This is a genomic window from Streptomyces sp. 2114.4, from assembly GCF_900187385.1.
In the GTDB taxonomy this organism is placed as follows: Bacteria; Actinomycetota; Actinomycetes; order Streptomycetales; family Streptomycetaceae; genus Streptomyces; species Streptomyces mooreae.
Window position 1 is genome coordinate 6451518 of record NZ_FYEY01000001.1, and the last position, 26539, is coordinate 6478056.

Below are 26539 nucleotides of genomic sequence, written 5' to 3' on the forward strand. Positions count from 1 at the left end.
AGCGAGCTAGGAAGCCGCACCGGTCGCTCCTCCGGTGTGCGCGGCGGCCCCCGGCGCCCGTCCGATCCGCGGCGCGACAATCCGCGCGATCTGCTCCGCGGGGCCCGGGTCCATCATCTGGGCGTGCTCGCAGTCCACCTCGACGATCTCCATCCGGCCCGCCAGGAACTCCTCCCACGCCTCGGGGACCACGGCCTCCAGGCGCTTGCGGGTGGCCAGCACCAGCAGCAGGTCCGCGCGCAGCACATCCGGCCGCCGCTCCGCCGCCAGGCAGGCGTTGTTGATGCTGATCTCCAGTGCGGCGGCCCGGTGCTCGGGGCCCAGGTAGCGCAGCTCGCTGCTGCCCTCCCCGTACCACTCGACGATCTGGGCACGCATGTGGTCCGCGGTCGGCTCCTCGGGTGCACCCTCCGGAACGCCGTAGATCTTGCCGTACCCCTCGTACATCTGGGCGAGGATTTCCTCGCGCGTCCCGGTCCCCTGGCTGCCGGGCTCGGGCGGCGAGGTGTCCAGCACCGCCAGCAGCCCGATCTCCTGCCCGTCCGCCTCCAGCGCGGTGGCCACGGCCTGCGCCATGATGCCTCCCAGCGACCAGCCCAGGAGGTGGTACGGGCCCTCGGGCTGCACCGCGCGGATCTGCCGGGCGTAGTCCGCGGCCAGCTCGTCCATGGAGGCGGGCAGCGGCTCCGTCCCGTCCAGGCCTCTGGCCTGCACCGCGTACACCGGGTGATCGGCGCTGAGGGCGCTCAGCAGCGTCGAGTAGCGCCAGCTGAGGCCGGCGATGGGGTGGACGCAGAACAGCGGGGCCGCGCTGCCGGAGGTGCGCAGCGGCAGGATCACCTCGAAGGCGCCGCCGCCGTCCCCGTCGAGCTGTTCGCACAGCCGGGCCGGGGTGGGCGCGGCGAAGACGTCCCGCAGTTCCAGCGGGCGGCCCAGGGCCTGCCCGAGGCGGTGCGTCAGCCGGGTGGCGAGCAGGGAGTGCCCACCGAGCTCGAAGAAGCTGTCGTCCACGCCGACCCGCTCCACGCCGAGCACGTCGGCGAACAGCCGGCAGACCAGCTCCTCCTGCGGGGAGCGCGGTGGCCGGTACGCGCCGGTGGCGGGCTGCGCGGGCGCGGGCAGCGCCCGGTGGTCCAGCTTGGCGTTGGGGGTCAGCGGCCACTCGTCCACGACGACGAAGGCGCCCGGCACCATATAGGCGGGCAGCCGCTCGGCGACCTCGGAGCGCAGCGCGCGCGCCGCCAACTCCCCGTGCTCGCCGGTGGGTTCGACGTAGGCCACCAGCCGCTGGTCGCCGGGACGGTCCTCACGGACCATCACCACGGCCCGCTCGACCCCGGCGCAGCCCGCGACCACGGCCTCCACCTCGCCCAGCTCCACACGGAATCCGCGGACCTTGACCTGGGTGTCGGCGCGGCCGCGGAACTGCAGCTGCCCGTCGGCGTTCCATGCCGCCAGGTCGCCGGTGCGGTACATCCGGGCGCCCGGCGCGCCGTACGGATCGGCGACGAAGCGTTCCGCGGTCATGCCGGGACGGTCCAGGTAGCCGCGCGCCAGCCCGCCGCCGGAGAGGTACAACTCGCCCTCGACGCCCGGCGGTACCGGCCGCAGCGCCTTGTCCAGGACGTACATCCGGTTGCCGTCGATGGGCCGGCCGATGACCGACGCCGCGGCCGCGTCGGGGACCAGACGCCGCGCGAAGCTCACGTCACAGGTGCCCTCGGTCGGGCCGTACGCGTTGACCAGCAGCCGGTCGCGGCCCCAGAACCCGGCCAGCTCGGGGGAGAGCGGTTCCGCGCCGGTGATCACGGTGCGCAGCTCGGGGAGCTCGGTCCGCGGCACCTGCGCCAGCGCCGAGGGGACGATGAGCAGGTGGGTGACGCGCCGCTCGGCGAGGAACGCGGCGAGCTGCGGCCCGGCCGGGGTGTCGGCGGGGACGACCAGGCACGCGCCGGACAGCAGGGCCAGGCAGAACTCCGCCACCGACACATCGAAGCTGGGCGAGGCGCACTGCAACACCCGGCTCTCGGGCCGCACCCCGTAGTGGGCCAGCTGATGGGCGGACAGCGCGCCGATCCCGGTATGGCTGACCACCACGCCCTTGGGGCGGCCGGTGGAGCCCGAGGTGAAGATGACATAGGCGGGGTGGGCGACCCGCAGCGGGGCACGGCGGTCGGCGTCGTCCAGGTCCGCCCCGGGCAGCGCGGCCCGTTCGGCGGCGGTGGCCGCCTCGTCGACCAGCAGCACGTCGAGGCCCCCGGGCTGCGGCAGCCGGCCCGCCAGCTCCGTGGTGGTCAGCAGCAGCGCGGGCGCGCTGTCCGCCAGCATCGCCGCCAGCCGCTCGGCAGGATAGTCCGGGTCCAGCGGCAGATAGCCCGCCCCGGCCTTCATGACGGCGAGCATGCCCTCCAGCATCTGTGCCGAGCGGGGCAGCGCCACCGCGACATAGCTCTCGGGGCCGGCGCCCCGGGCGACCAGCTGCCGGGCCAGGCGGTTGGCCCGCTCGTTGAGCTCGGCGTAGGTCACGGTGGTGTCCGCAAACTCCACTGCGGGCCGCCCGGGGGTGCGCCGCACCTGCGCCTCGAACAGCTCGGGGAAGGTGCCCACCGGCGCCGTCGCGCCCGCGGCGGGCCCGTCGCTCTGCAGCAGCGCCCGCCGCTCGTCGGCGGAGAGGATCTCCAGCGCGGAGACCGGGGTGCCGGGGTCGGCGGTGGCGCTCTCCAGCAGCCTGCACAGCCGGTCGGCCAGCCGCTGTACGGTGTGCGGCTCGAACAGCTCGGCGGCGTACTCCACGAGGCCGTCGATGCCGGCCGGCGCGCCCTCCCCGGTGTGGTTCTCGCCCATGTTGAAGGCGAGGTCCACCCGGGCGTTGCCGGTCGCCTCGCCCTCGAAGGAGACCCGCACCCCGGGCAGGTCCAGCGAGCCGCGCTCGTTGTTCTGGAAGACCAGGGTGACCTGGGTGAGCGGGGCGTGCGAGAGGGAGCGCCCGGGGTTCACGGCCTCCACGATCCGCTCGAAGGGCAGGTCCTGGTGGGCGTAGGCGCCCAGGTCCGTTTCCCGTACCCGGGCGAGCAGTTCACGGAAGGCCGGGTCCCCGGACACGTCCGTACGCAGGACCAGGGTGTTGACGAAGAACCCGATGAGGTCGTCCAGCGCCTCGTCGGTGCGCCCCGCCAGCACCGCGCCGATCGGGATGTCGCTGCCCGCGCCCAGCCGCGTCAGCAGCGCGGCCAGCGCCGCCTGGACGACCATGAACACGGTGACGTCCGACTGCCGGGCCAGCTCGGTGATCCGGGTGTGCAGGGCGGCGTCCAGGGTGAAGCGCACGGTGGCACCGCGCCGGCCGGCCACCGCCGGACGCGGGTGGTCCAGGGGCAGCTGGAGAAGTTCCGGCACACCCGACAACTTCTCGGTCCAGTAGCCGAGTTGGCGTGCCGCCACGCTGTCGGGCACCGACTCGGCGCCCAGCAGTTCCCGCTGCCACAGCGCGTAGTCCGCGTACTGCACCGGCAGCGGCTCCCACTGCGGGGCCCGGCCTGCTGTACGGGACCGGTAGGCGGCGGACAGGTCGCGGACCAGGGGGGCCAGCGACCAGCCGTCGCTGGCGATGTGGTGGGTGAGCAGATACAGCACGTGCTCACGCTCGGACACCCGGAAGAGCGTGGCTCGCACAGGCGCCTCGGTGGCCAGATCGAAGGCGTGGCCCGCCGCCTTGGCCAGCGCGTCCGGCAGGTCCCCCTCGCCCGCCAGCTCGACGCACTCCAGCCGGATGTCCGCCTCCTGGGGGCTCATGACGACCTGGCACGGCCGGCCCGCGAACTCGGCGAAGCGGGTGCGCAGCACCTCGTGCCGCTCCACCAGGTCCGCGAGCGCGGCGGCCAGCGCGGCCCGGTCCAGATCGCCGGAGAGCCGCAGCGGCAGCGGGTTGTTGTACGTCACACCGGGCCCGTTGAGCCGGAAGGCGAACCACAGGCCGCGCTGGGCGTAGGACATCGGCACCAGCTCGGGACGCTCCACCGCCACCAGCGGCGGCCGGGCCGTACCGGCCTGCGCCAGCTGCGCGGCCAGCCCGGCCACCGTCGGCGCCTCGAAGACCGCACGCACCGACAGTTCCACCCCGAAGGCGGCCCGGACCTGGCTCAGCAGCCGGATCGCGGTGAGCGACTGGCCGCCCAGCGCGAAGAAGCTCTCGTCCACCGAGGGGCAGGGCCGCCCCAGCACCTTCTCGAACAGCCCGCAGAGGATTTCCTCCACCGGCGTCTGCGGGGCCCTGGGACCCGGCCCGGCCGGGCTACGGCCCCCGGTGTCCGCCCCGCCGTCCGCTCCGGTGCCGTCCCCGGCGGCCGGCGCAGTGGCCCGGCGGAACGACGACGGCAGGGTGAACTCCACGTCCCAGGCGTTGCCGTCCGGGGCGGCCACGACGGCCTGCAGCACATCGGTGAGCGCGGTGAGCACCGCCTCCGCCTCGTCCTCGTCGATCAGGTCCGGCTGGTACTCCAGCTCGATCACCAGCCGCCGCCCGGCCAGCCCCGCGATGACCCGCAGCGGGTAGTGCGCGGCGTCGTGACCGCCGGCCACCTCGACCCCGACCCCCGCGTAGGACGGGCGGGCCGCCTCGTCGTCCGGGTAGTTCTCGAACACCATGAAGGTGTCGAAGAGGTCGCCGTGCCCGGCCATCCGCTGCAGGCGGCCCAGCCCCAGGTGGTGGTGCGGCAGCAGCGCCGCCTGCTCGCGGCGCAGCCGGTCGAGGTTCTTGAGCACCGACTCCGCAGGCTCCAGGCGCACCCGCACCGGAATGGTGTTGATGAACATCCCGACCATCGTCGCGATGCCGGGGATCTCCGGCGGGCGGCCGGAGACCAGGGTGCCGAACACCATGTCGTCCCGGCCGGTGAGCCGGCCCAGCACCATGGCCCAGGCGCCCTGGACCAGGTGATTGACCGTCAGTCCACGGTCGCGTACCAGCGTGTCCAGGGCCGCGCCGAACTCGGCGGACAGCGAGGTCGTCACCCGCGCCGGCATGCCCGGCACCCGCGACGGGTCGGCGGAGAACACCAGCGTCGGCCCCGCCAGCCCTGCCAGGGCATCCCGCCAGGCCCGCTCCGCCTCCGCGTCGTCCTTCTGCGCCAGCCAGCTGAAGTAGCTGCGGTGCGGTACGGGCCGGGGCAGCGCCGCATCGTCGCCCCCGCCCTCGTACAGCGTGAACAGCTCACGGATCAGCACGGGGGTGGACCAGCCGTCCAGCAGCATGTGGTGGCTGGTCATCACCAGCCGGTGCCGCCCGGCGCTCAGCCGCACCAGGGTGAAGCGCATCAGCGGCGGACGGCTGAGCGGGAAGCGGCGCATCCGGTCGGCGGCGAGCAGTTCCGTCAGACGCGCCTCGGCCTGGGCGCTGTCCACGCCCGAGAGGTCGGCCTCCTCCCACGCCAGCGGCACCTCACGGTGGATGACCTGCATCGCCTGCCCGTTCTGCCGCTGCCGGAAGCCGGCGCGGAGGTTGGGGTGGCGGCGGATCAGGGCCGCGGCGGCGGTCTTGAGGACGTCCGGCCGCAGCGGGCCGTCCAGATCGAGGACCATCTGGGTGTTGTAGACGTCCACCGCGTCATCGTCGTAGAGGGAGTGGAAGAACATTCCCTCCTGAAGCGGGGTCAGCGGCAGCACGTCTTCGAGCGCGGGCCGGTTCATCAGAGCATCCTCAGTTCTGCTTCGAGTTCGTCGATCTCAGCCTGGGAAAGACCGAGGGAGAGATCGGAAGGGCTGTGGCCACCGGCATCGGCCCCCCGGGCATGGGCGGTCAGGGCGTCCAGGGCGGAGAACCACAGCTCGGCCAGCTCCCGGACGTCCTCCTCCGGCAGGAGGTGGCCGGCCCAGGTCCAGGTGGCCCGCAGCCGCGGGCCGTCGGCCAGGTCTTCGGTGAGCGCGTTGAGTTCTACGGGATGCGCCAGCGGCATCCCGCCGTCCCACGGCGCGGGGGAGGGCAGTCCGCTGACCATCGTCCACGGCCGGCCCTCACCGGCCGCCCCGTCCGTCGCCTCGAACCGCCCGAGGTAGTTGAACCCCAGCTGCGGAGCAGGGAGCGCGGACAGCACGGGGCCGAGGCGCGGATTGAGGTAGCGCAGCATGCCGTGGCCGACGCCGTTGCCGGGCAGCGCCCGCAGCTGCTCCTTGACCAGCTTGAGGGATTCACCGACCGCCGGGCCGCCCGCCTGCACCTCGGCCCAGTCGGCTGCCGCCAGGGGCAGCCGCACCGGGTAGAGACTGGTGAACCAGCCCACCGTGCCCGACAGGTCGGCACCCGGCACGATGTCCTCGCGCCCGTGCCCCTCCAGGTCCACCAGCACCTCGTCCGCCGCCTCGCCGCGGCGCCGCCGCCATTCGCGCACCGCCAGGGCGAACGCGCTCAGCAGCACATCGCCGACGTTCGCGTGGAACGCCGCCGGAACGTCCGTCAGCAGCGGCTCGGCGCGCTCGCGCGGCAGGCTCAGCTCCAGCATCCGCACCGTCTCTGCGGTGTCCCGACGGGGATCCAACGGCCGTGCACCCAACGGTGCTTCGCACGCCACGGGGCCGTCCGCGCCACCGGTGGCGCGCGTCCACACGTCCAGCCCGGCCTCCCACGCAGGCTCCCGCGCGGCCTCGGCGAGCCGCCGCGCCCACGCCCGGAAGGAGGTCGCCACCGGCGCGAACGCCGGGGCGCGCCCGGCGGCCGCCGCCTCCCAGGCCTCGCCCAGATCCGGCACCAGGATGCGCCAGGACACCCCGTCCACGGCCAGGTGGTGCGCCACGATCTGCAGCAGCCCCGGCGCCCGGGATCCGGCGTCGTACCAGACCAGCTGGACCACCGAGCCGTCCTTGGGAGACAGCCGCAGCCGCGCCTGCTCGCCCTCGTCGGCCATGGCGGCGTCCCGCGCCCGCGGCGACAGCCCGGCGATGTCCACCCGGCGCAGCACCGCACCCGCGGCCACCGCTCCGCGCTCCGCCACGGCCGGCTGCCAGGAACCGTCCTCGGCGGTCGTCATGCGCAGCCGCAGGATGTCGTGGTGGTCCAGCCAGCTCTGCACCGAGGCGGTCAGCCGCGCCAGGTCCACACCGGCCGGAACACGCACCGTGGCCGACTGGTTGAAGCCCGCCACCGGGCCGTCCAGCTCACGCAGCCAGTGCATGATCGGAGTCATCGGGAAGGTGCCCACGCCGTCGTCCGCCGTGGCCCACGACCCGGTGACCTCGGTGGCCACAGCGGCCAGCTCGGCGACCGTACGGTGCTGGAAGACCTGTTGCACCGTCAGCGTCAGCCCCTGCTCCCGAGCCTGGGACACCACCCGCATCGAGCTGATGCTGTCTCCCCCCAGCTCGAAGAAGCTGTCGTCGATGGTGACGGCGTCGAGGCCGAGGACGGCGGCGTAGATACCGGTCAGGATCTCTTCGCGGGGAGTGCGGGGAGCGCGTCCGGCGGTGCCGGAGCCGGCGAAGGCGGGCGCGGGCAGGGCCTTGCGGTCGATCTTGCCGTTGGGGGTCAGGGGCCAGCGGTCGAGGACGACGATGGCGGCCGGGACCATGTGGTCCGGCAGGGTCGCGGCGAGGTGGGCGCGGAGGCCGGCGGGGTCGGGGGCGGGCGCGTCAGCGGTGACGTAACCGATCAGCTGTGCTCCGGCCGGGCCGTCCTGACGCACCATCAGCAGGGCGTCGGTCACGCCGGTGGCCTGGGTGAGGGTGGTTTCGATTTCGCCGAGTTCGATGCGGAAGCCGCGGATTTTGACTTGGTTGTCGGTGCGGCCGAGGTATTCGAGGGTGTGGTGGGTGGTCCAGCGGGCGAGGTCGCCGGTGCGGTAGAGGCGGGTGCCGGGTGGGCCGTAGGGGTTGGCGATGAAGTGTTGGGCGGTGAGGTCGGGGCGGTTGTGGTAGCCGCGGGCGAGGCCGGGGCCGGTGGTGTAGAGCTCGCCGGGGACGCCGGGGGGTGTGGGGTGGAGGTTGTGGTCGAGGAGGTAGAGGTGGGTGTTGGTGATGGGGGTGCCGAGGGGTGGTGTGGTGGTGCCGGTGAGGGGTGGGCTCATGGTGGTGCAGATGGTGGTTTCGGTGGGTCCGTAGGCGTTGATCATGTGTCGGCCGGTGGACCAGCGGGCGGTTTGTTCGGGTGGGCAGGCTTCGCCGGCGACGATGAGTGTCATGTCGGCGGGGAGGGTGTTGTCGGGGAGGGTGGCGAGGATGGCTGGGGGGAGGGTGGCGTGGGTGATGTGTTGTTGGTGGAGGAGGGTGGTGAGTTCGTCTCCGGTCAGGCGGGTGGGGGGTGCCATGACGAGGGTGGCGCCGTGGGTGAGGGCCATGATGATTTCCCAGGTGGCGGCGTCGAAGCTGAGGGAGGCGAATTGGAGGGTGCGGGAGGTGGGGCCGGTGGCGAGGTGGTGGGTTTGTGCGGTGGCGAGTGAGGCGATGCCGGTGTGGGTGACGAGGACGCCTTTGGGGCGGCCGGTGGAGCCGGAGGTGTAGATGAGGTAGGCGGGGTGGTGCAGGTGGAGGGGGGTGGTGCGTTCGGTGTCCGTCACCGGGGTGTCGGGCAGGTGTGCCAGCCGGGCGGTGATCGTGGGGTTGTCCAGGACGAGCTGCGGGCAGGTCGTTTCGGGCAGGCGGGGGGCCGTTGTTGATTCGGTGAGGATGCAGACCGGGTTGGCGTCGGTGAGCATGTAGGTGATGCGGTCGGTGGGGTAGTCGGGGTCGATGGGGAGGTAGGCGCCGCCGGCTTTGTGGATGGCGAGGGCGGCGGTGATCATGTCGGCGGAGCGGGGCATGGCGAGCGCGACGAGGTGTTCGGGTCCGACTCCGTGGGTGATCAGGAGGCGGGCGAGCTGGTTGGCGCGGCGGTCGAGTTCGCCGTAGGTGAGGGTGGTGTCCTCGTAGACGACGGCTTCGGCGTCGGGAGCCTGGGCGGCCTGGGCCTCGAACAGTTGCGGCATCGTCAGCGCCGGAACCGCCTGCTCCGTGGCATTACGAGCGTGAACCAACTCCTGGTACTCCGCCGCCGTCAGGATCTCGGCGCCCCCCACGGCCTTGTCGGGTTCGGCCACGAAAGCCCGCAGGATGCGTATGAACCGCTGGGCGACCGCCTCGGCGCTCGCGGACTCGAAGAGGTCCGTGGCGTAGGTGAGCGTTCCGGTGAGACCTGCCGGTTCGCCGGCTGCCGTGTGCTGCTCGGTCAGGCCGAAGACCAGATCGGACTTGGCGGCATCCAGGCCCACCGGATGGGATTCCACCCGCAGCCCCGGCAGAACCGGCGCGTCCGCCGCGCTCTCCTCGAGGTTGAGGGAGACCTGGAAGAACGGGGTGTGCGAGAGCGCACGGGCCACGCCCGCCGCGTCGACGACGCGCTCGAAGGGGGTGTCCTGGTGGGCGTAGGCGGCGAGGTCGGTTTCCCGTACTCGGGCCAGGAGTTGGCGGAAGGTGGGGTCGCCGGAGACGTCGGTGCGCAGGACGAGGGTGTTGACGAAGAAGCCGACGAGGTCGTCCAGGGCTTCGTCGGTGCGGCCGGCCACGGCGGTGCCGATCGGGATGTCGGTGCCCGCGCCCAGGCGGGAGAGCAGGGCCGCGAGGCCGGCCTGCAGCACCATGAACACCGTGACATCGCACTCGCGCGCCAACTCCACGAGCCGCGCGTGGAGTTCCGCGTCCAGCGTGAAGTGCTCCGTGGCGCCGCGGTGGCCGGCGACGGCCGGGCGGGGCCGGTCCAGCGGCAGTTCCAGCAGCTCGGGGGCGCCGCTGAGCTCCTTGCGCCAGAAGTCGAGCTGCTGGGACAGGACGCTGCCGGGGTCGTTCTCGTCGCCCAGTACGTCGCGCTGCCACAGGGCGTAGTCGGCGTACTGCACCGGCAGCGGTTCCCAGGCGGGGGCGTGGCCGCCGACGCGCGCGGTGTAGGCGTCCGACAGGTCGCGCGAGAGCGGCCCCATCGACCAGCCGTCGCCGGCGATGTGGTGCAGGAGAAGGAGCAGGACGTGCCGGTCCTCGGCGACCTTGAAGAGGGTGAGCTTGAGCGGGACTCCGGCGGTCAGATCGAAGCCGTACGCGGCGGCTTCTGCCAATGCCGCGTCGAGTTGCCGGTCCCCGTCCAGCTCAGCCGACTCCACTATGGGCCGGGCCTGTTCGCTGCCGAGCACCACCTGGCACGGCTCGCCGGACTCCTCGGCGAACCGGGTGCGCAGCGCCTCGTGGCGCTCCACCACGTCGCCCAGTGCCGCCTCCAGCGCCGCACGGTCCAGCTCACCGGTCAGGGACAGGGCGACCGGGATGTTGTAGGTCGGGCTGGGGCCCTCCACCTGGAAGGCGAACCACAACCGCCGCTGCGCGAACGACATCGGCGGTGCGTCGGGGCGTGCCCTCGGCACCAGGGCCGCACGGGTAGTACCCGCCTCGCCCAGCCGGGCGGCCAGCCCCGCGACGGTCGGTGCCTCGAACACCGCCCGGATCGAGAGCTCCGCGCCCAAAGCGGTGCGGATGCGGCTGATCAGCCGGGTGGCCAGCAGCGAATGCCCGCCCAGGTCGAAGAAGTTGTCGTCGGCGGTGACGGAGTCCACGCCCAGGATCTCGGCGAAGACACCGGCCAGGATCTCCTCCCGTGCGGTGCGCGGAGCGCGTCCGGCGGCACCCGCGCCCGCGAAACTCGGGGCGGGCAGGGCCTTGCGGTCGATCTTGCCGTTGGGAGTCATCGGCCAGTGGTCGAGGACCACGAACGCAGCCGGGATCATGTGGTCGGGCAGCGTGGCGGCAAGGTGGGCGCGCAGCGCGGCGGGCTCGGGGGCCGTGTCCTCGGTGGTGGTGACATAGCCGACCAGCTGCTGCCCGGCCGGGCCGTCGTGGCGTGACATCACCAAGGTGCCGGCGACGCCTGCCGCTTCGGACAGCGCCGCCTCGATCTCGCCGAGTTCGATGCGGAAGCCGCGGATCTTGACCTGGTTGTCGGTGCGGCCGAGGTATTCCAGGGTGCCACCGGTGGTCCAGCGCACGAGGTCGCCGGTGCGGTAGAGCCGGGAGCCGGGCGGGCCGAACGGGTCGGCGACGAAGCGTTCGGCGGTGAGCGCCGGACGGCGCAGATAGCCGCGGGCCAGACCGGGGCCGGCGGTGTACAGCTCACCGGCCACCCCCGGCGGCACCGGGCGCAGGGCACTGTCCAGGACGTACACCCGCCCGTTGACCACCGGTCCGCCGATCGGCGGGATGCCCTCGCCGGACAGCGGCTCGCTCATGGCGGCGACCACCGTGGCCTCGGTGGGGCCGTAGGAGTTGATCATTCGGTGCCGCTGGGACCAGCGGGCGGCCAGCTCGGTGCCGACCTTGTCGGCGCCGGTGGCCAGGGTCCGCAGGTGCGGCAGCTCGATCTCGGGGAGGGTGGACAGCGTGGCGGGCAGCATCAGGGTGTGGCTGATCCGCTCGTCGGCCAGTACCTGGGCCAGCTCCTCGCCGGCCAGCTGCCTGCCGTCCGGTACCACCAGCGTGGCACCGTTCGTCAGCGCCATGACGGTCTCCAGCACCGAGGCGTCGAAGCTGGGCGAGGCCAGCTGGAGCACCCGGCTGTCCCGGTCCAGGAGATAGCGCTCCGTCACGCTCGCCGACAGATCGCCCAGGCCGCGGTGAGTGACCACGACACCCTTGGGACGGCCGGTGGAGCCGGAGGTGTAGATGACATAGGCGGGGTGGTGGACATCGAGCGGGGCGGTGCGTTCGGCGTCCGTCACCGGGGTGTCGGACAGTTCCGCCAGCCGGGCCGTGATCCCGGCGTCGTCCAGGACGACCTGCGGGCAGGACACCTCGGGCAGGCGGCCGGCCGTCGCCGCCTCCGTCAGCAGGCACGTCGGCGCGGCGTCCGCCAGCATGTAGGCGATCCGGTCCACCGGATAGGCGGGGTCGACCGGGAGGTAGGCACCGCCCGCCTTCTGTACCGCCAGCGCGGCCACGACCAGCTCGGCGGACTTCGGCAGGGCCAGCGCCACGATGCGCTCGGGGCCGACGCCGCCCGCGATCAGCAGCCGGGCCAGCCGGTTGGCGCGCCCCTCCAGCTCCCGGTAGGTGAGCGTACGGCCCTGGTACGCCAGCGCCGGGGCGTCCGGCGCGGCCTGCGCCTGTGCCTCGACGAGCTGGGGCATCGTACGGGCCGGGCCGCTGGTGGCGGTGTCGTTCCGGCCGTTGAGCAACAGCTCCCGCTCCCGGCCGGTCAGGATCTCCGCCCGGCTGACGGGGGCGTCCGCGTCGGCGACGACGGCGTCCAGCAGCCGCACCAGCCGGCCGGCCAGCGCCTGCGCGGTCTCCGGCTCGAACAGGTCGGTGGCGTACTGCACTTCGCCGCCGATGCCCGCCGGGCCGCCCTGCGGCGTGTGCCGCTCGCGCAGCGTGAAGGTCAGATCGACCTTGGCCACCCCGGTGTCCAGGTCGCTGACGGAGACCTCCAGCCCCGGCATGGTGCATCCGCCCTCGTCGGCGCTCTGCAGTGACAGCAGCGTCTGGAAGAGGGGGGCGTGGGACAGCGACCGGACCGGGTTGACCGCCTCGACGACGCGCTCGAACGGGATGTCCTGGTGGGCGTAGGCGGCGAGGTCGGTTTCGCGGACCCGGGCCAGGAGTTGGCGGAAGGTGGGGTCGCCGGAGACGTCGGTGCGCAGGACGAGGGTGTTGACGAAGAAGCCGACGAGGTCGTCCAGGGCTTCGTCGGTGCGGCCGGCCACGGCGGTGCCGATCGGGATGTCGGTGCCCGCGCCCAGGCGGGAGAGCAGGGCCGCGAGGCCGGCCTGCAGCACCATGAACACCGTGACATCGCACTCGCGCGCCAACTCCACGACGCGGGTGTGCAGCGCCGCGTCCAGCTCGAAGCGGGCGCTGCCGCCGTGGTGGCCGGCGACGGCCGGGCGGGACCGGTCCAGCGGCAGTTCCACCAGTTCCGGCGAACCCGCCAACTCCTTCACCCAGAAGGCCAGTTGCTCGGCGGCCAGACTACCGGGGTCGTTCTCGTCGCCCAGTACGTCGCGCTGCCACAGGGCGTAGTCGGCGTACTGCACCGGCAGCGGTTCCCAGGCGGGGGCACGGCCGTCGACGCGGGCGGTGTAGGCGTCCGACAGGTCGCGGGAGAGCGGTCCCATCGACCAGCCGTCGCCGGCGATGTGGTGCAGGAGAAGGAGCAGGACGTGCCGGTCCTCGGCGACCTTGAAGAGGGTCAGCTTGAGCGGGACTCCGGCGGTCAGATCGAAGCCGTACGCGGCGGCCTCCGCCAACGCCGCGTCCAGGTGCCGGGGCCCGTCCAGCTCGACGAACTCCATGACCGGCCGGGACTGTTCACCACTGAGCACCACCTGGCACAGCTCGCCCGACTCCTCCTGGGCGAAGCGGGTGCGCAGTACCTCGTGCCGCTCCACCACGTCGGCCAGCGCCGCTTCCAGCGCCGCACGGTCCAGCTCACCGGTCAGGTGCAGGGCGACCGGGATGTTGTAGGTCGGGCTGGGGCCCTCCACCTGGAAAGCGAACCACAACCGCCGCTGCGCGAACGACACCGGGTACATGGCGGAACTCCTCTTGGAACGGAATACGAGCGGTGCGGGAAGGAGGGGTCAGGAGCTGCGCATACGGCGGAGCGAGGGCCGGGCCCGGCGGGCCGTGCCGATCTCCCCGGCCAGCCCGGCGACGGTCGGCTTCTCGAAGACCGTCCGGACCGGCAGTTCAGCGCCCAGCGCCGTCCGTACCCGGCTGATCAGCCGGGTCACCAGCAGTGAGTGGCCGCCCAGTTGGAAGAAGCTGTCGTCGATGCTCACCGAGGCCACCCCCAGCAGCTCCCCGAAGATTCCGCACAGGGTCTCCTCCTGGGGAGTGCGCGGGGCCCGGCCGTCGGCGGATCCGGTCGGCTGCTCCGGCGCGGGCAGGGCCTTGCGGTCCACCTTCCCGTTCGGCGTCAGCGGCCACTCCTGAAGGACCACGAAGGCCGACGGCACCATGTACGCAGGCAGTTGCCCGGCGCACCGCTCGCGCAACTCCTCGACCAGCCGCGACGCTGCGGCCGCGTCGGCAGGGCCCTCGACGTAGGCCACGATCCGCTGCTCATCGGCACGGTCCGTACGCACCAGTGCCATCGCCCGGGCGACCTGCGGATGGTCCGTGAGGGTGGTTTCGATTTCGCCGAGTTCGATGCGGAAGCCGCGGATTTTGACTTGGTTGTCGGTGCGGCCGAGGTATTCGAGGGTGTGGTGGGTGGTCCAGCGGGCGAGGTCGCCGGTGCGGTAGAGGCGGGTGCCGGGTGGGCCGTAGGGGTTGGCGATGAAGTGTTGGGCGGTGAGGTCGGGGCGGTTGTGGTAGCCGCGGGCGAGGCCGGGGCCGGTGGTGTAGAGCTCGCCGGGGACGCCGGGGGGTGTGGGGTGGAGGTTGTGGTCGAGGAGGTAGAGGTGGGTGTTGGTGATGGGGGTGCCGAGGGGTGGTGTGGTGGTGCCGGTGAGGGGTGGGCTCATGGTGGTGCAGATGGTGGTTTCGGTGGGTCCGTAGGCGTTGATCATGTGTCGGCCGGTGGACCAGCGGGCGGTTTGTTCGGGTGGGCAGGCTTCGCCGGCGACGATGAGTGTCATGTCGGCGGGGAGGGTGTTGTCGGGGAGGGTGGCGAGGATGGCTGGGGGGAGGGTGGCGTGGGTGATGTGTTGTTGGTGGAGGAGGGTGGTGAGTTCGTCTCCGGTCAGGCGGGTGGGGGGTGCCATGACGAGGGTGGCGCCGTGGGTGAGGGCCATGATGATTTCCCAGGTGGCGGCGTCGAAGCTGAGGGAGGCGAATTGGAGGGTGCGGGAGGTGGGGCCGGTGTTGAGGTGGTGGGTTTGTGCGGTGGCGAGTGAGGCGATGCCGGTGTGGGTGACGAGGACGCCTTTGGGGCGGCCGGTGGAGCCGGAGGTGTAGATGAGGTAGGCGGGGTGGTGCAGGTGGAGGGGGGTGGTGCGTTCGGTGTCTGTCACCGGGGTGTCGGGCAGGTGTGCCAGCCGGGCGGTGGTCGTGGGGTTGTCCAGGACGAGCTGCGGGCAGGTCGTTTCGGGCAGGCGGCCGGCGGTTGTTGATTCGGTGAGGATGCAGACCGGGTGGGCGTCGGTGAGCATGTAGGTGATGCGGTCGGTGGGGTAGTCGGGGTCGATGGGGAGGTAGGCGCCGCCGGCTTTGTGGATGGCGAGGGCGGCGGTGATCATGTCGGCGGAGCGGGGCATGGCGAGCGCGACGAGGCGTTCGGGTCCGACTCCGTGGGTGATCAGGAGGCGGGCGAGCTGGTTGGCGCGGCGGTCGAGTTCGCCGTAGGTGAGGGTGGTGTCCTCGTAGACGACGGCTTCGGCGTCGGGAGCCTGGGCGGCCTGGGCCTCGAACAGTTGCGGCATCGTCAGCGCCGGAACCGCCTGCTCCGTGGCATTACGAGTGACGAGCAGTTCCCGCCGCTCTTCCTCGGCAAGGATCTCGGCACTGCCCACCCTGCGGTCCGGATCGGCCGCGATGGTCCGCAGCATCCGGATCAGCCGCCCGGCCAGGGCCTCTGCCCCGGCGCGCTCGAAGAGGTCCGTGGCGTAGGTGAGTTCACCGGTGAGGCCTGCCGGTTCGCCGGCCGTCGTGTGCCGTTCGGTCAGGCCGAAGACCAGCTCGGACTTGGCGGCCGGGACGCCGACCGGCTCGGGCCGGACCTGGACCCCGGGCAGGTCCGGCGTGATGGCGGTGCCGTCCTCCAGGTTCAACGAGACCTGGAAGAGCGGCGTGTGCGAGAGCACCCGGGTGACCTGTGCGGCTTCCACGGCACGCTCGAAGGGCGTGTCCTGGTGGGCGTAGGCGGCCAGGTCGGTTTCGCGGACGCGGGCCAGGAGCTGGCGGAAGGTGGGGTCGCCGGAGACGTCGGTGCGCAGGACGAGGGTGTTGACGAAGAAGCCGACCAGGTCGTCCAGGGCCTCGTCGGAGCGCCCCGCCACGGCGGTGCCGATCGGGATGTCGGTGCCCGCGCCCATACGGGACAGCAGGGCCGCCACCGCCGAGTGCAGCACCATGAACAGCGTGGCGCCCGAGCCCTGGGCGAAGGACAGCAACGCGCGGTGCAGCTCGGCGTCGATGCTCAGCTCCACCGTGGCGCCGCGGTGGCTGGCGACGGCCGGGCGGGGCCGGTCCAGCGGCAGTTCCAGCAGCTCGGGGGCGCCGCTGAGCTCCTTGCGCCAGAAGTCGAGCTGCTGGGACAGGACGCTGCCGGGGTCGTTCTCGTCGCCCAGTACGTCGCGCTGCCACAGGGCGTAGTCGGCGTACTGCACCGGCAGTGGTTCCCAGGCGGGGGCGTGGCCGCCGACGCGGGCGGTGTAGGCGGTGGACAGGTCGCGGGAGAGCGGCCCCATGGACCAGCCGTCGCTGGCGATGTGGTGCAGCAGGATGAGCAGGACGTGCCGGTCCTCGGCGACCTTGAAGAGGGTGAGCTTGAGCGGGACTCCGGCGGTCAGGTCGAAGCCGTACGCGGCGACCTCCGCCAACGCCGTCTCCAGCTGATCCGGCGCCTCCAGCTCGACCCACTCGACCACCGGCCGGGACGGTTCGCCGCTGAGCACCACCTGGCACGGCTCGCCGGACTCCTCGGCGAACCGGGTGCGCAGCGCCTCGTGGCGCTCCACCACGTCGCCCAGTGCCGCCTCCAGCGCCGCACGGTCCAGCTCACCGGTCAGCCGTACCGCGACGGGCACGTTGTAGGTCGGGCTGGGGCCCGCCAGCTTGTGCAGGAACCACAGCCGTTGCTGTGCGGGGGACAGCGGCAGCCGCGCCGGACGCTCGCCCGCCACCAGCGGCGGACGGGCCGTGCCCGCGTCGGCCAGGCGCGCGGCGAGCTCGGCGACGGTCGGCGCCTCGAACACCGCCCGGATCGGCAGCTCCGCCCCCAGCGTCCGGCGCAGCCCCGCGATCAGCCGGGTGACCAGCAGTGAATGCCCGCCCAGCGCGAAGAAGTTGTCGTCCACGCCGACCCGCGGCAGGCCCAGTATCTCCGCGAACGCGGCGCACAGGATCTCCTCGTGCGCGGTGCGCGGCGCACGCCCCGAGGCGCCGGCCGCGACGCCGTAGTCGGGCGTGGGCAGCGCCTTGCGGTCCAGTTTGCGGTTCACCGTGAGCGGGAGCTCTTCGAGCAGCACGAAGACCGCGGGCACCATGTAGTCGGGCAGTTGCCCGGCCGCGTAGCGGCGCAGCTCGGCGGAGTCCACGCTCTGCCCCGGCGCGGGGACGGCGTAGCCGACCAGACGCTTGTCGCCCGGCTGGTCCTCACGGACGATCACGGCCACCTGTGCCAGCTTCGGGTGCGCACCGATGACGCCCTCGATCTCGCCCAGTTCGATACGGAAGCCGCGCAGCTTGACCTGGTCGTCGACGCGCGCGATGAACTCCATCTGGCCGTCCGCCCGCCACCTGGCCAGGTCACCCGAGCGGTACATCCGGCTGCCCGGCGGGCCGTAGGGGTTGGCGACGAAGCGGCCCGAGGTCAGGTCCGGGCGCCGGTGGTAGCCGCGGGTCACCAGGTCACCGGCGATGTACACCTCGCCGGTGCTGCCGGTGGGCACCGGGCGCAGCCGGGCGTCCAGCACGAACATCTGGGTGTTCCAGATCGGCCGGCCGATGGTGACCACGCCCGCCGGGACGCTCTCGCCCGGCTCGATGCGGTACTCCGAGCAGCCGACGGTGGTCTCCGTCGGGCCGTACTCGTTGATGACGGTGGCACCGGGGTGCCGGCCCCGCCATTCGTCCAGGACCTCGCCCATCAGCGACTCGCCGCCGAGCACCAGCTGCTCGTTCGGCGAGTACTGTCCGGGCAGTTCGATGAGCAGCGGCAGGTGGCTGGGGGTGGCCTTGACGAAGGTGGGCTGCGGCCGCCCGTCCGTCGCTTGGGTCCGGCCGTCCAGCTCGACCAGCTCGACGCAGCCGCCGGAGGTCAGGGGCGCGAACAGGCCGGTGGCGGTGAGGTCGAAGGCCACCGGCGAGTGCACCAGGGCCCGTCCGGCCACACCCGGGTACGCCGTGCGGGTCCAGCTCAGGTAGGCGTCCAGCGAACGGTGCTGCACGGTGACGCCCTTGGGGCGGCCGGTCGACCCGGAGGTGAAGATGACGAAGGCCGCGTTGTCCGCCAGCAGCGGCGCGTTGCGGTCGGCGTCGGTGAGGTCGGTGGAGTCCTGGGCGGCCAGTTCCGCCAGGACCTCGGGGTCGTCCAGGCGCAACGACGGGCACGGCACGGTGACGTGGTCGAGCACACCCCGGGCCGTGACGGCCAGCACGGGCGCCACGTCCTCCAGCATGAAGCCGAGCCGGTCCGCGGGGTAGGACGGGTCCAGCGGCAGATAGGCGCCACCGGCCTTGACGATGGCCAGGAGGGTCACCACCAGGTCCACCGACCGGGGCAGCGCCACCGCGACATAGCGCTCCGGACCGACCCCGCGCCGCACCAGGAGCCGGGCCTGGCGGTTGGCGCGCTCGTTGAGCTCGGCGTAGGTCAGTTGGGTGTCCTCGTGGACGACCGCGGGGGCGTCGGGCACCCGCCGTGCCTGCTCCTCGATGAGGACGGGCAGCGTCTTCCCCGACACCTCGTGCGGACGACCCTGCCACTCCTCCAGCGCCTGCCGCCGCTCCTGCTCCGTCAGGATCTCCACCTCACCCACGGGGGCGTCCGGTTGTGCGGTGGACTCGCCCAGCAGCCGTACCAGACGGGCGGTCAGCGCCTCGACGGTGGCCCGGTCGAACAGGTCGGTGGCGTACTCCAACAGGGCGTCGATGCCCGCGGGCGTGCCGTCCTGCGCCGTCTTCTCCTTGGTGTGGAAGGAGAGGTCGAACGGCACGACCCCCTTGGCCACGTCCTGCGCCACCGCCTCCAGGCCGGGCAGCGCCATGGCGTCCTCGGGGGTGTTCTGCGAGGTCAGCATGGTCTGGAAGAGGGGGGCGTGGGACAGCGACCGGACCGGGTTGACCGCCTCGACGACGCGCTCGAACGGGATGTCCTGGTGGGCGTAGGCGGCGAGGTCGGTTTCCCGTACTCGGGCCAGGAGTTGGCGGAAGGTGGGGTCGCCGGAGACGTCGGTGCGCAGGACGAGGGTGTTGACGAAGAAGCCGACGAGGTCGTCCAGGGCTTCGTCGGTGCGGCCGGCCACGGCGGTGCCGATCGGGATGTCGGTGCCCGCGCCCAGGCGGGAGAGCAGGGCCGCGAGGCCGGCCTGCAGCACCATGAACACCGTGACATCGCACTCGCGCGCCAGCTCCGCCATACGGGAGTGGAGAGCGGCGTCGAAGGTGAAGCGGGTGACGGCACCGCGGTAACTGGCGACGGACGGGCGGGGCCGGTCCAGCGGCAGTTCCAGCAGCTCCGGAGTGCCGCTCAACGTCTGCTTCCAGAAGGCCAGTTGCCTGGCGGCGGCGCTGTCCGGGTCGCTCTCGTCGCCCAGCATCCCGCGCTGCCACAGGGTGTAGTCGGCGTACTGCACCGGCAGCGGCTTCCAGGCCGGGGCCCGGCCGCCGGCGCGCGCGGTGTAGGCGGTGGACAGGTCGCGGGTGAGCGGATCGCGGGACCAGCCGTCGGTGATGATGTGGTGCACCAGCAGGAGCAGGACGTGCTCACGCTCGCCGAGCCGGTAGAGGGCGGCCTTCAGCGGCACTCCCGCGGTGAGGTCGAAGCCGTGCCCGGCCTGCTCGGCCAGCACCCGCTGAAGCTGCTCGGCTCCGTCCAGCTCGGCGAATTCGAGTTCCAGGGGCTCCTGTCCGGCGTCCACGATCACCTGGTGGGGTTCGCCGTCGTGCTCGGCGAAGCGGGTGCGCAGCGCCTCGTGCCGCGCCCGCACATCACCCAGCGCCGCCTCCAGGGCGGTGCGGTCCAGCTCACCGGTCAGCCGGACGGCGATCGGGATGGTGTAGGCCGGGCCGGTGCCCTCCAGCTGGTGGAGGAACCACAGGCGCTGCTGGGCGGGGGAGAGCGGGATGCGGTCCGGGCGCCGGGCCGGCGCCAGCGCAGGGCGTGCCGCGTCGGCGCCGGCCAGGCGGCCCGCCAGCTCGGCGACGGTCGGTGCCTCGAACACCGCGCTCATGGGCAGCTCGGCGTCCATGGCCGCACGGATCCGGCTGGTCAGCCGGTTGGCCAGCAGCGAGTGACCGCCCAGATCGAAGAAGTTGTCCTCGACGCCGACCGACTCCAGGCCCAGCACCTCGGCGGCCAGCCGGCACAAGGTCTCCTCCGTCGCGGTGCGCGGAACGCGGCCGGCGCCGGTGCGGTACTCGGGGGCGGGCAGCGCCTTGCGGTCCACCTTCGCGTTCGGCGTCAGCGGCCAGTCCTCGATCACGACGAAGGCCGACGGCACCATGTACCACGGCACGACCTCCGCGGCATGCGCCCGCAGCGTCCCGGCATCCGGCTCGGCGGCGCCCTCCGCGCAGCTCACATACGCGACGATCCGCTGGTCGCCGGGGCGGTCCTCACGGACCAGCACCACGGCGCGCGAGACCTGCGGATGCTGCGTCAGCACGGCCTCGATCTCGCCGGGCTCGACGCGGAAGCCGCGGACCTTGACCTGGTGATCGGCGCGGCCGCGGAACTCCAGCTGCCCGTCCTGCGTCCATCGGGCCAGGTCACCGGAGCGGTACATCCGCTCGCCCGGCGCCCCGAACGGGTCGGCGACGAACCGCTCGCCGGACAGTGCCGGCTGCCTGAAGTAGCCGCGCGCCAGCCCGGGGCCCGCGATGTAGAGCTCACCGGTGACGCCCGGTGCCACCGGACGCAGCCGGTCGTCCAGGACGTAACCGCGCATATTGTCCATCACGCGGCCCAGCGGCAGGACGCCGTCCGGCGTCGGACGGCCCGGCTCCAGCCGGAACTGCGCCATGTTGACGGTGATTTCGGACGGGCCGTACACGTTGATGACGGTGGCGCCGGGGTGGCGGCGGCGCCACTCGTCCAGCGCGGCGCCCTGCAGCGCCTCACCGCCGAGCATCAGCTCACCGGTGGGCGAGTAGCCGTCCGGGAGGAGATGGAGCATCGGCAGATGGCTCGGGGTGGCCTTCATGAAGGTGCAGGAGACCGTGCCGGCGTGCGCGTCCTCCTCCAGCGCGGCGGCCAGCACCCGCCCGCCGGACACCAGCGGGCCCCACAACTCCGAGACGGTCATGTCGAAGGACACCGGTGAGTGCCACAGCGAGGTACCGCCCGGCCCCATGCTCGGGTAGTCCTTACGCGCCCAGGCCAGATAGTCGGCCAGCGCGCGGTGCTCGATCACCACGGCCTTGGGCGTCCCGGTGGAGCCGGAGGTGTAGGTGACATACGCCGGGTGGGCCATGCGCAGCGGCGCGGTGCGCTCGGCGTCGCTCGGATCGGTGTCCGGCAGGCCGGGCAGCGCCTCGTCCACCGCCGGGTCGTCCAGCAGCACCAGCCGGTCCGCGAGCCCTTCCGCGGCAGGGGAGTCGGCGGTGGTGAGCAGGCAGACGGGGTCCGAGTGGCCGAGCATGTAGGCGATGCGTTCGGCCGGGTAGTCGACGTCCACCGGCAGGTAGGCGGCACCGGTTTTGGTCACCGCCACCAGTGACACGATCTGGTGCAGCGAGCGCGGCATCAGCACGCCGACGATCTGCTCGGGGCCGGCGCCGCGCGCCACCAGCAGCCGGGCCAGCCGGTTGGCGCGCTCGTTCAGCTCGCGATAGCTGAGGGTCCGGTCGCGGAAGGTCGCGGCGGGGGCGTCGGGGGTGCGGCGCACCTGGGCTTCGAAGAGCTCGGGCAGCGTCAGGGCGGGGACGGGGGACGGCTCGCCCTGCCACCGCGCCGGGACACCTGCGAACAGCTCCTCCCGGGCACCGGAATCCGCCGCACCCGCAGTCTTCGCACCGCTCATTTTCCGAAACTCCTCGTGGCCCGACGACGGGCATGTGCTCTCGACCTGGCGACGTGTCGGGGGCCGTGTGGCTTGGGCAAAACACGCATGACGTTCGTGCGCCGAGGCTATGCAGAGCTGATTTCGCCGCGTTATTGAAGCCATTTCGCAGGCGGAGGTGGCCGGATATCGGCTAGGAGAGCGGGGCGGCGCAGGGATCAAGTGGCCGCGGTGAGGCGCCTGATGCGCTCCTCGTCCGCGGTGCGCGGGCAGGTGACGCAGGTGTCCTGGGGGCGCAGCGTGTAGAACATGCAGCAGCCGGCCCGGTCCCGGGTCGCCAGCGACTGGCCGCGCGGCCCGGTCAGTTCGCGGAATCCCGCACCGCCCACGTACGGAGGGGTGGTGCCCGGCAGCAGCAACTCCAGCTCGGCCACCGCACGCGGCTCCTCGCCCAGCAGCTGCCCCAGGTACCACAGGCCTTCCACGATCTCGTCGGACGCCAGGCCCCACAGCGCCCGCGGCCCGCGCCGCATCCGGGGGCGAAAGCCCTCCAGTACGGGCCGGAGGTGCTGGGCCACCGCCGCCCGCACCTCCGCCCGCAGGGCCTCCTCGTCCGGGACGACCCGGGCGCCGGGCAGCGCCGCGGCGGGGTCGTCCGGGAGGCAGCTGAAGGCGCTGACCCGCACCGCCATCCTGCCCAGCTCGCGCTGGAAGGAGACGTCCTGCACCGGCAGGCGCGGGACCCGGCGGTGCAGGAACCAGGGGATGGTGATCAGCAGGCAGGCGGGCCAGGCGTAGCGGTGCAGGGCGAAGCTCGCGATGACGTCCGGCCGGGCGCGCTGTCCGTAATCCCGCACGATCTGCGCGTCGTCCCGGGCGAGGAAGGCATCCAGGCTCTCGCCGCCGGCCGCGAGCCCGGCCGCGCACACCCAGCCGTCGCCGCTGGGCGGGGCGGCGTCCCACAGGGTCACCCGCAGGCCCGGGAAGGCCGCGGAGAGCCGGGCGTAGGACTCGGCGAGGGGATGGACGGCAGGCGGGGCGGCGGGGGCACGAGTCATGCGGGAGACCACCGAATCGCGATCGTCAACAGGTAAGGCTTACCTTACCTGAAGGCTTACCCGTGCCCGCTGAACGCCAGTCCTGGCGGCCCGTACGGCTTCCCGGCGACTTCCGGACAGCTCCCCGGATTTGAACTGGGACGTGCGCCGCCTATGGTGCTGGAAACGTCAGGAGGAACCGTCATGGAGCAGGGCACAGCGGAACAGGAGCCGTGCGCCGGCGCGAGGGTGCCCGCGCAGGCCGGCCCCGCCGTGCCCCGGCGGCACTCCGTCCGCGGCCAGGTGCTGGCCGCGCTGCGCCATGCGCTGGTCGGCGGGGAGCTGGCCCCGGGCGAGGTCTACTCCGCGCCCGCGCTCGCCGAGCACTACGGCGTCTCCGCGACCCCGGTCCGGGAGGCCATGCAGCAGCTCGCGGGGGAGGGCGCCGTCGAGGTCGTGCCCAACCGCGGCTTCCGGGTCGCCGAGCGCAGCCCCCGTGACCTCGCCGAACTGGCCGAGGTCCGGGCGATGCTGGAGGTGCCCGCGATCGTCCGGCTGGCCCGGGCGCTGCCCCCCGAGCGCTGGGAGGGGCTGCGCCCGCTCGCCGATGCGGGCGTCACGGCCGCCGCCCGCGGTGACCGGGTCGGCTACGCCGAGGCCGACCACGCCTTCCATGACGCCCTGATGTCGCTCACCGGCAACCGCACGCTCACCGAGGTCACCGGCGATCTGCTCCGCCGCGCCCAGTGGCCGCCGGCCGGCGGCCCCCGGCGGCGTACGGCCGAGCTGCTGGCCGACGCCTCCGAGCACACGGCGCTGCTCGACGCCCTGGTCGCCCAGGAGTACGCGGTGGCCGAGCGGATCGCCCGCGAGCATGTGTCGGTGGCGCGCCACCCGCACTGAGCGAGTCCGCCGGCGGCTCGGCCGGACGGCGCCGGGGTTCAGCCGGGCAGCAACTCCTCCAGTGGTAGCGCCGCGACATCGGCGGCGGGCCGGGAGAGATAGAGGTCGGCGTGGTAGAAGCCGTCGGCTTCCTTGTCCGCGGTGGACAGGCCGCGGGCGGCCAGCGCTTCGAACGCCGCCTTCCGCTCGTTGCCGTCGGCGAACCGCCGCTGACGGAACGTACGGGTGGTGAGTCTCTCCGTCACCAGGCCGGCCCTGGCCAGCAGGGCGGAGATCGGCCGGTAGGACACCTCGCGCAGCACGAACGCGGCGACCCAGGGCGGCGCGGACACACAGTTGAAGAGGCGGGCGAAGGTACGGGCGGAGATGTAGCCGACGCCGCCGGTGACGGTGATCAGGTCGGTGCCGGCCAGTACCTTCCGCAGCTTTGGGCTCGGGTCGTCGAGTTCCAGGTTCTCCGCGAAGCCGTGGTCGAGCAGTCCGACCGCCCGGGCGTAGCCGACCGCGCGGTCCGCCGCGTCGATGCCGGTCACCTTGAGGGGTTCGGCACGTCGCCGGGTGGCGAAGAACGTGCGGTCCTCCTCCAGGAGTTGGGCGGTGGACGGCTGTGCCTTGCCGTTCCCGGCATAGCGGTCGTAGAGGTCGGTGAGGGAGAGCTGGTGGTTGAGCAGTGCGGCGTTGACCCCGTACGAGCAGCAGAGGTCGACGACGTTCAAGGGCGGGCGGTCGCTGCGGTGCCGCTGCAGGGTCTCGGCCACGGCACGGAACACCGCTTGGCCGTGGTGCGGAATCTGGTAGTCCAGGGGGTTCAGCGTGGTGAAGTACCGACGGGGATCCGGGCAGTTGTAGATCGCCTCGAAATCTGCCTTGCCCCAGTCGCTCGCAGCGGTCGTGTTGGTCACTCCTGCTGTCATGTGGCCTCCTGAAAGGCTGTGCCAGTGGGTGGGGCCGGCTGGTCCCGGACCAGCATCCATACCCCGCTGCCGCCTCACAGTGCGACTTGCGGCCATTCTCGGGGCCTGTGGGGCGTCGTGAGACATCCCTGCCCCGGGCCTTCGGCTCATAGTCCCACCTCAGGCTTCGCGCGGCGCGTCGGCGGCCGGCCGGGGCCGCAACCATCGCAGCCCGGCCGATCCACTGCCGGGACCATATGAATCCGGCCAATCGTCGAAAGATCCGGCATGGCCGGTGTTGAGGGGTTGACGGCGACGGAACGAGCGGGGCACGGGCGGCGGATCGAGCGGCGGCGGCAGCGGACGAGGCGGCCGGCCGCCACGGAGAGTGGAGGACCGGCCGCCACCCGTGAGGCCTCACGGGCGGACCGTGAGACCGTCCAGGGTGAGGTCGAGCAGGCGCTCCGCTTGCTGTCGGTGTTCGGCGCCCGCCGAGGTGAGGGCGATGCCTTCCAGGGCGGCGCCGATGTCGGTGGGCCGGATATCGGCACGGATCGCCCCGGCGGCCGTGCAGGCGTCCATGAGCGAGGTGAGGGCGGCCTGGATCATTTCCCGGCTGTGACCATAGGGATTGTTTCCCTTCGCGGCGATGGCGCGCAGGGCGTCGATCATGCCGTACTTGGCGGTGACGTAGTCGAGGAAGAGGCGCGTCCACGCGCGCAGGGCCTCCGCCGCCGGCTTCTGTGCGAGCAGGGCGGGGGCGGCGTCGCACAGCTGGGCCACCTCGTTGCGGTAGACCGCTTCGACCAGGGCCTCCCGGGTGGGGAAGTGGCGGTAGAGAGTCGCGCTGCCCACGCCCGCCTCCTTGGCGATGCGTTCCAGGTGTGCGTCCAGTCCCTCCGTCGTGAACACGCGCACAGCAGCCGCGAGGATCTTCTCCCTGTTGCGCCGTGCGTCAGCCCGCAACGGCCGAGGCGCTCCGTCGGTCATCAGCGCTCGCCATCCCCTCTCGTCCTCTCAGAAGTCTTTCGACTTGTTAAACGGAGGCGCCCCCACTTAATCTGAGCTAAACGGGGACACCTCCGTTTCACTGTAGGTCACCGCACTGGCCTGCGCGCACTCCGCGAAAGGAAGCCGGTCATGTCGGGTATCCAGGGCAAAGTCATCGCGATCACGGGTGCCAGCAGCGGCATCGGCGAGGCGACGGCGCTCCACCTCGCCGAGCGGGGCGCCCGGCTCGTGCTCGGGGCCCGGCGCGAGGACCGGCTGAACGCCGTCGTGGACGGCATCACGGCGAAGGGCGGCACTGCCGTCGGCGTCATCGTCGACGTCACGCGCCGCGCAGACCTCCGGCGCCTGACGGACACGGCCCTCGACCGGTACGGCCGGCTCGACGTCCTCGTCTCCAATGCGGGCACGATGGCCGTCTCGCCGTTCGACGACCTGCGCCAGGACGACTGGGACGCCATGGTCTCCACCCACATCACCGGCCTGCTCAACGGCATCGGGGCGGCCCTGCCCGTCTTCCGCCGGCAGCGCGCCGGCCAGTTCGTCAACGTCGGCTCCACCGCGGCCTACGTCGTCAAAACCCCCCAGGCGGTCTATGCGGCCACCAAGACGGCGGTGAAGGTGCTCACCGAGGGCCTGCGCCAGGAATCGGGACCCGACCTGCGCGTCACCCTCGTCTCGCCCGGCTTCACCCACACCGAAGGCGTCGGCAAGGGAGCCGGCCCCGAAGCCGCGGCCGCGATGACCCGGCAGCGCGACGAGATCGCCATGCCGCCCTCCGCCGTCGCCTCCGCCATCGGCTACGCCATCGAGCAGCCCGAGGGCGTCGACGTGAGCGAGATCGTCGTCCGCCCCACCGTGCAGGCCTGATCGC

General features: G+C 72.6%; 8 protein-coding genes. 2 read left to right on the forward strand and 6 right to left on the reverse strand.

The window, feature by feature from the left end:
• Positions 1-6: 6 nt before the first annotated feature.
• The 4 genes from CFW40_RS28375 to CFW40_RS28385 all read right to left on the reverse strand — a co-directional run bounded on the left by CFW40_RS28375 (position 7) and on the right by CFW40_RS28385 (position 22882).
• The gene (locus CFW40_RS28375) at positions 7-5685 is read right to left on the reverse strand and encodes a non-ribosomal peptide synthetase (protein WP_256331245.1); all 5679 of its coding nucleotides are present in this window, start codon (positions 5683-5685) and stop codon (positions 7-9) included.
• Positions 5685-13529, reverse strand: a complete 7845-nt coding sequence (locus tag CFW40_RS36325) for a non-ribosomal peptide synthetase (RefSeq protein WP_093649355.1) — start codon at positions 13527-13529, stop codon at positions 5685-5687. Before CFW40_RS36325 ends, CFW40_RS28375 begins: the two co-directional genes overlap by 1 nt.
• A gap of 48 nt (positions 13530-13577) precedes the next feature.
• Positions 13578-21845 carry a non-ribosomal peptide synthetase gene (locus tag CFW40_RS36330; protein WP_093649354.1) on the reverse strand — a complete coding sequence of 2756 codons (8268 nt, stop codon included), beginning with the start codon at positions 21843-21845 and terminating at the stop codon, positions 13578-13580.
• A 197-nt stretch (positions 21846-22042) separates the two neighbouring features.
• Positions 22043-22882 carry a (2Fe-2S)-binding protein gene (locus CFW40_RS28385; protein ID WP_088802419.1) on the reverse strand — a complete coding sequence of 280 codons (840 nt, stop codon included), beginning with the start codon at positions 22880-22882 and terminating at the stop codon, positions 22043-22045.
• A gap of 183 nt (positions 22883-23065) precedes the next feature.
• Between CFW40_RS28385 and CFW40_RS28390 the strand changes: the two genes are divergently transcribed.
• Positions 23066-23764 carry a GntR family transcriptional regulator gene (locus CFW40_RS28390; protein WP_088800682.1) on the forward strand — a complete coding sequence of 233 codons (699 nt, stop codon included), beginning with the start codon at positions 23066-23068 and terminating at the stop codon, positions 23762-23764.
• A gap of 38 nt (positions 23765-23802) precedes the next feature.
• Here CFW40_RS28390 and CFW40_RS28395 read toward each other — a convergent pair whose 3' ends face one another.
• The gene (locus tag CFW40_RS28395; RefSeq protein WP_256331244.1) at positions 23803-24678 is read right to left on the reverse strand and encodes a hypothetical protein; all 876 of its coding nucleotides are present in this window, start codon (positions 24676-24678) and stop codon (positions 23803-23805) included.
• A 396-nt stretch (positions 24679-25074) separates the two neighbouring features.
• Positions 25075-25647: a TetR/AcrR family transcriptional regulator gene (locus CFW40_RS28400; RefSeq protein ID WP_088800684.1), complete on the reverse strand. Its 573-nt coding sequence runs from the start codon at positions 25645-25647 to the stop codon at positions 25075-25077.
• 150 nt (positions 25648-25797) lie between these two features.
• On the opposite strand from CFW40_RS28400, the gene CFW40_RS28405 reads away from it, so the two are divergent.
• Positions 25798-26535 (forward strand): SDR family oxidoreductase, encoded by a 738-nt coding sequence (locus tag CFW40_RS28405; protein WP_088800685.1) that lies wholly within the window; start codon positions 25798-25800, stop codon positions 26533-26535.
• The last annotated feature ends 4 nt before the right edge of the window (positions 26536-26539 follow it).

What these genes read in the sequence shown, in the direction of transcription:
- CFW40_RS28375 (WP_256331245.1), bottom strand. Translation starts at nt 5,685, where the DNA reads ATGAACCGGCCCGCGCTCGAAGACGTGCTGCCGCTGACCCCGCTTCAG.
- CFW40_RS36325 (WP_093649355.1), bottom strand. Translation starts at nt 13,529, where the DNA reads ATGTACCCGGTGTCGTTCGCGCAGCGGCGGTTGTGGTTCGCTTTCCAG.
- CFW40_RS36330 (WP_093649354.1), bottom strand. Translation starts at nt 21,845, where the DNA reads ATGAGCGGTGCGAAGACTGCGGGTGCGGCGGATTCCGGTGCCCGGGAG.
- CFW40_RS28385 (WP_088802419.1), bottom strand. Translation starts at nt 22,882, where the DNA reads ATGACTCGTGCCCCCGCCGCCCCGCCTGCCGTCCATCCCCTCGCCGAG.
- CFW40_RS28390 (WP_088800682.1), top strand. Translation starts at nt 23,066, where the DNA reads ATGGAGCAGGGCACAGCGGAACAGGAGCCGTGCGCCGGCGCGAGGGTG.
- CFW40_RS28395 (WP_256331244.1), bottom strand. Translation starts at nt 24,678, where the DNA reads ATGACAGCAGGAGTGACCAACACGACCGCTGCGAGCGACTGGGGCAAG.
- CFW40_RS28400 (WP_088800684.1), bottom strand. Translation starts at nt 25,647, where the DNA reads ATGACCGACGGAGCGCCTCGGCCGTTGCGGGCTGACGCACGGCGCAAC.
- CFW40_RS28405 (WP_088800685.1), top strand. Translation starts at nt 25,798, where the DNA reads ATGTCGGGTATCCAGGGCAAAGTCATCGCGATCACGGGTGCCAGCAGC.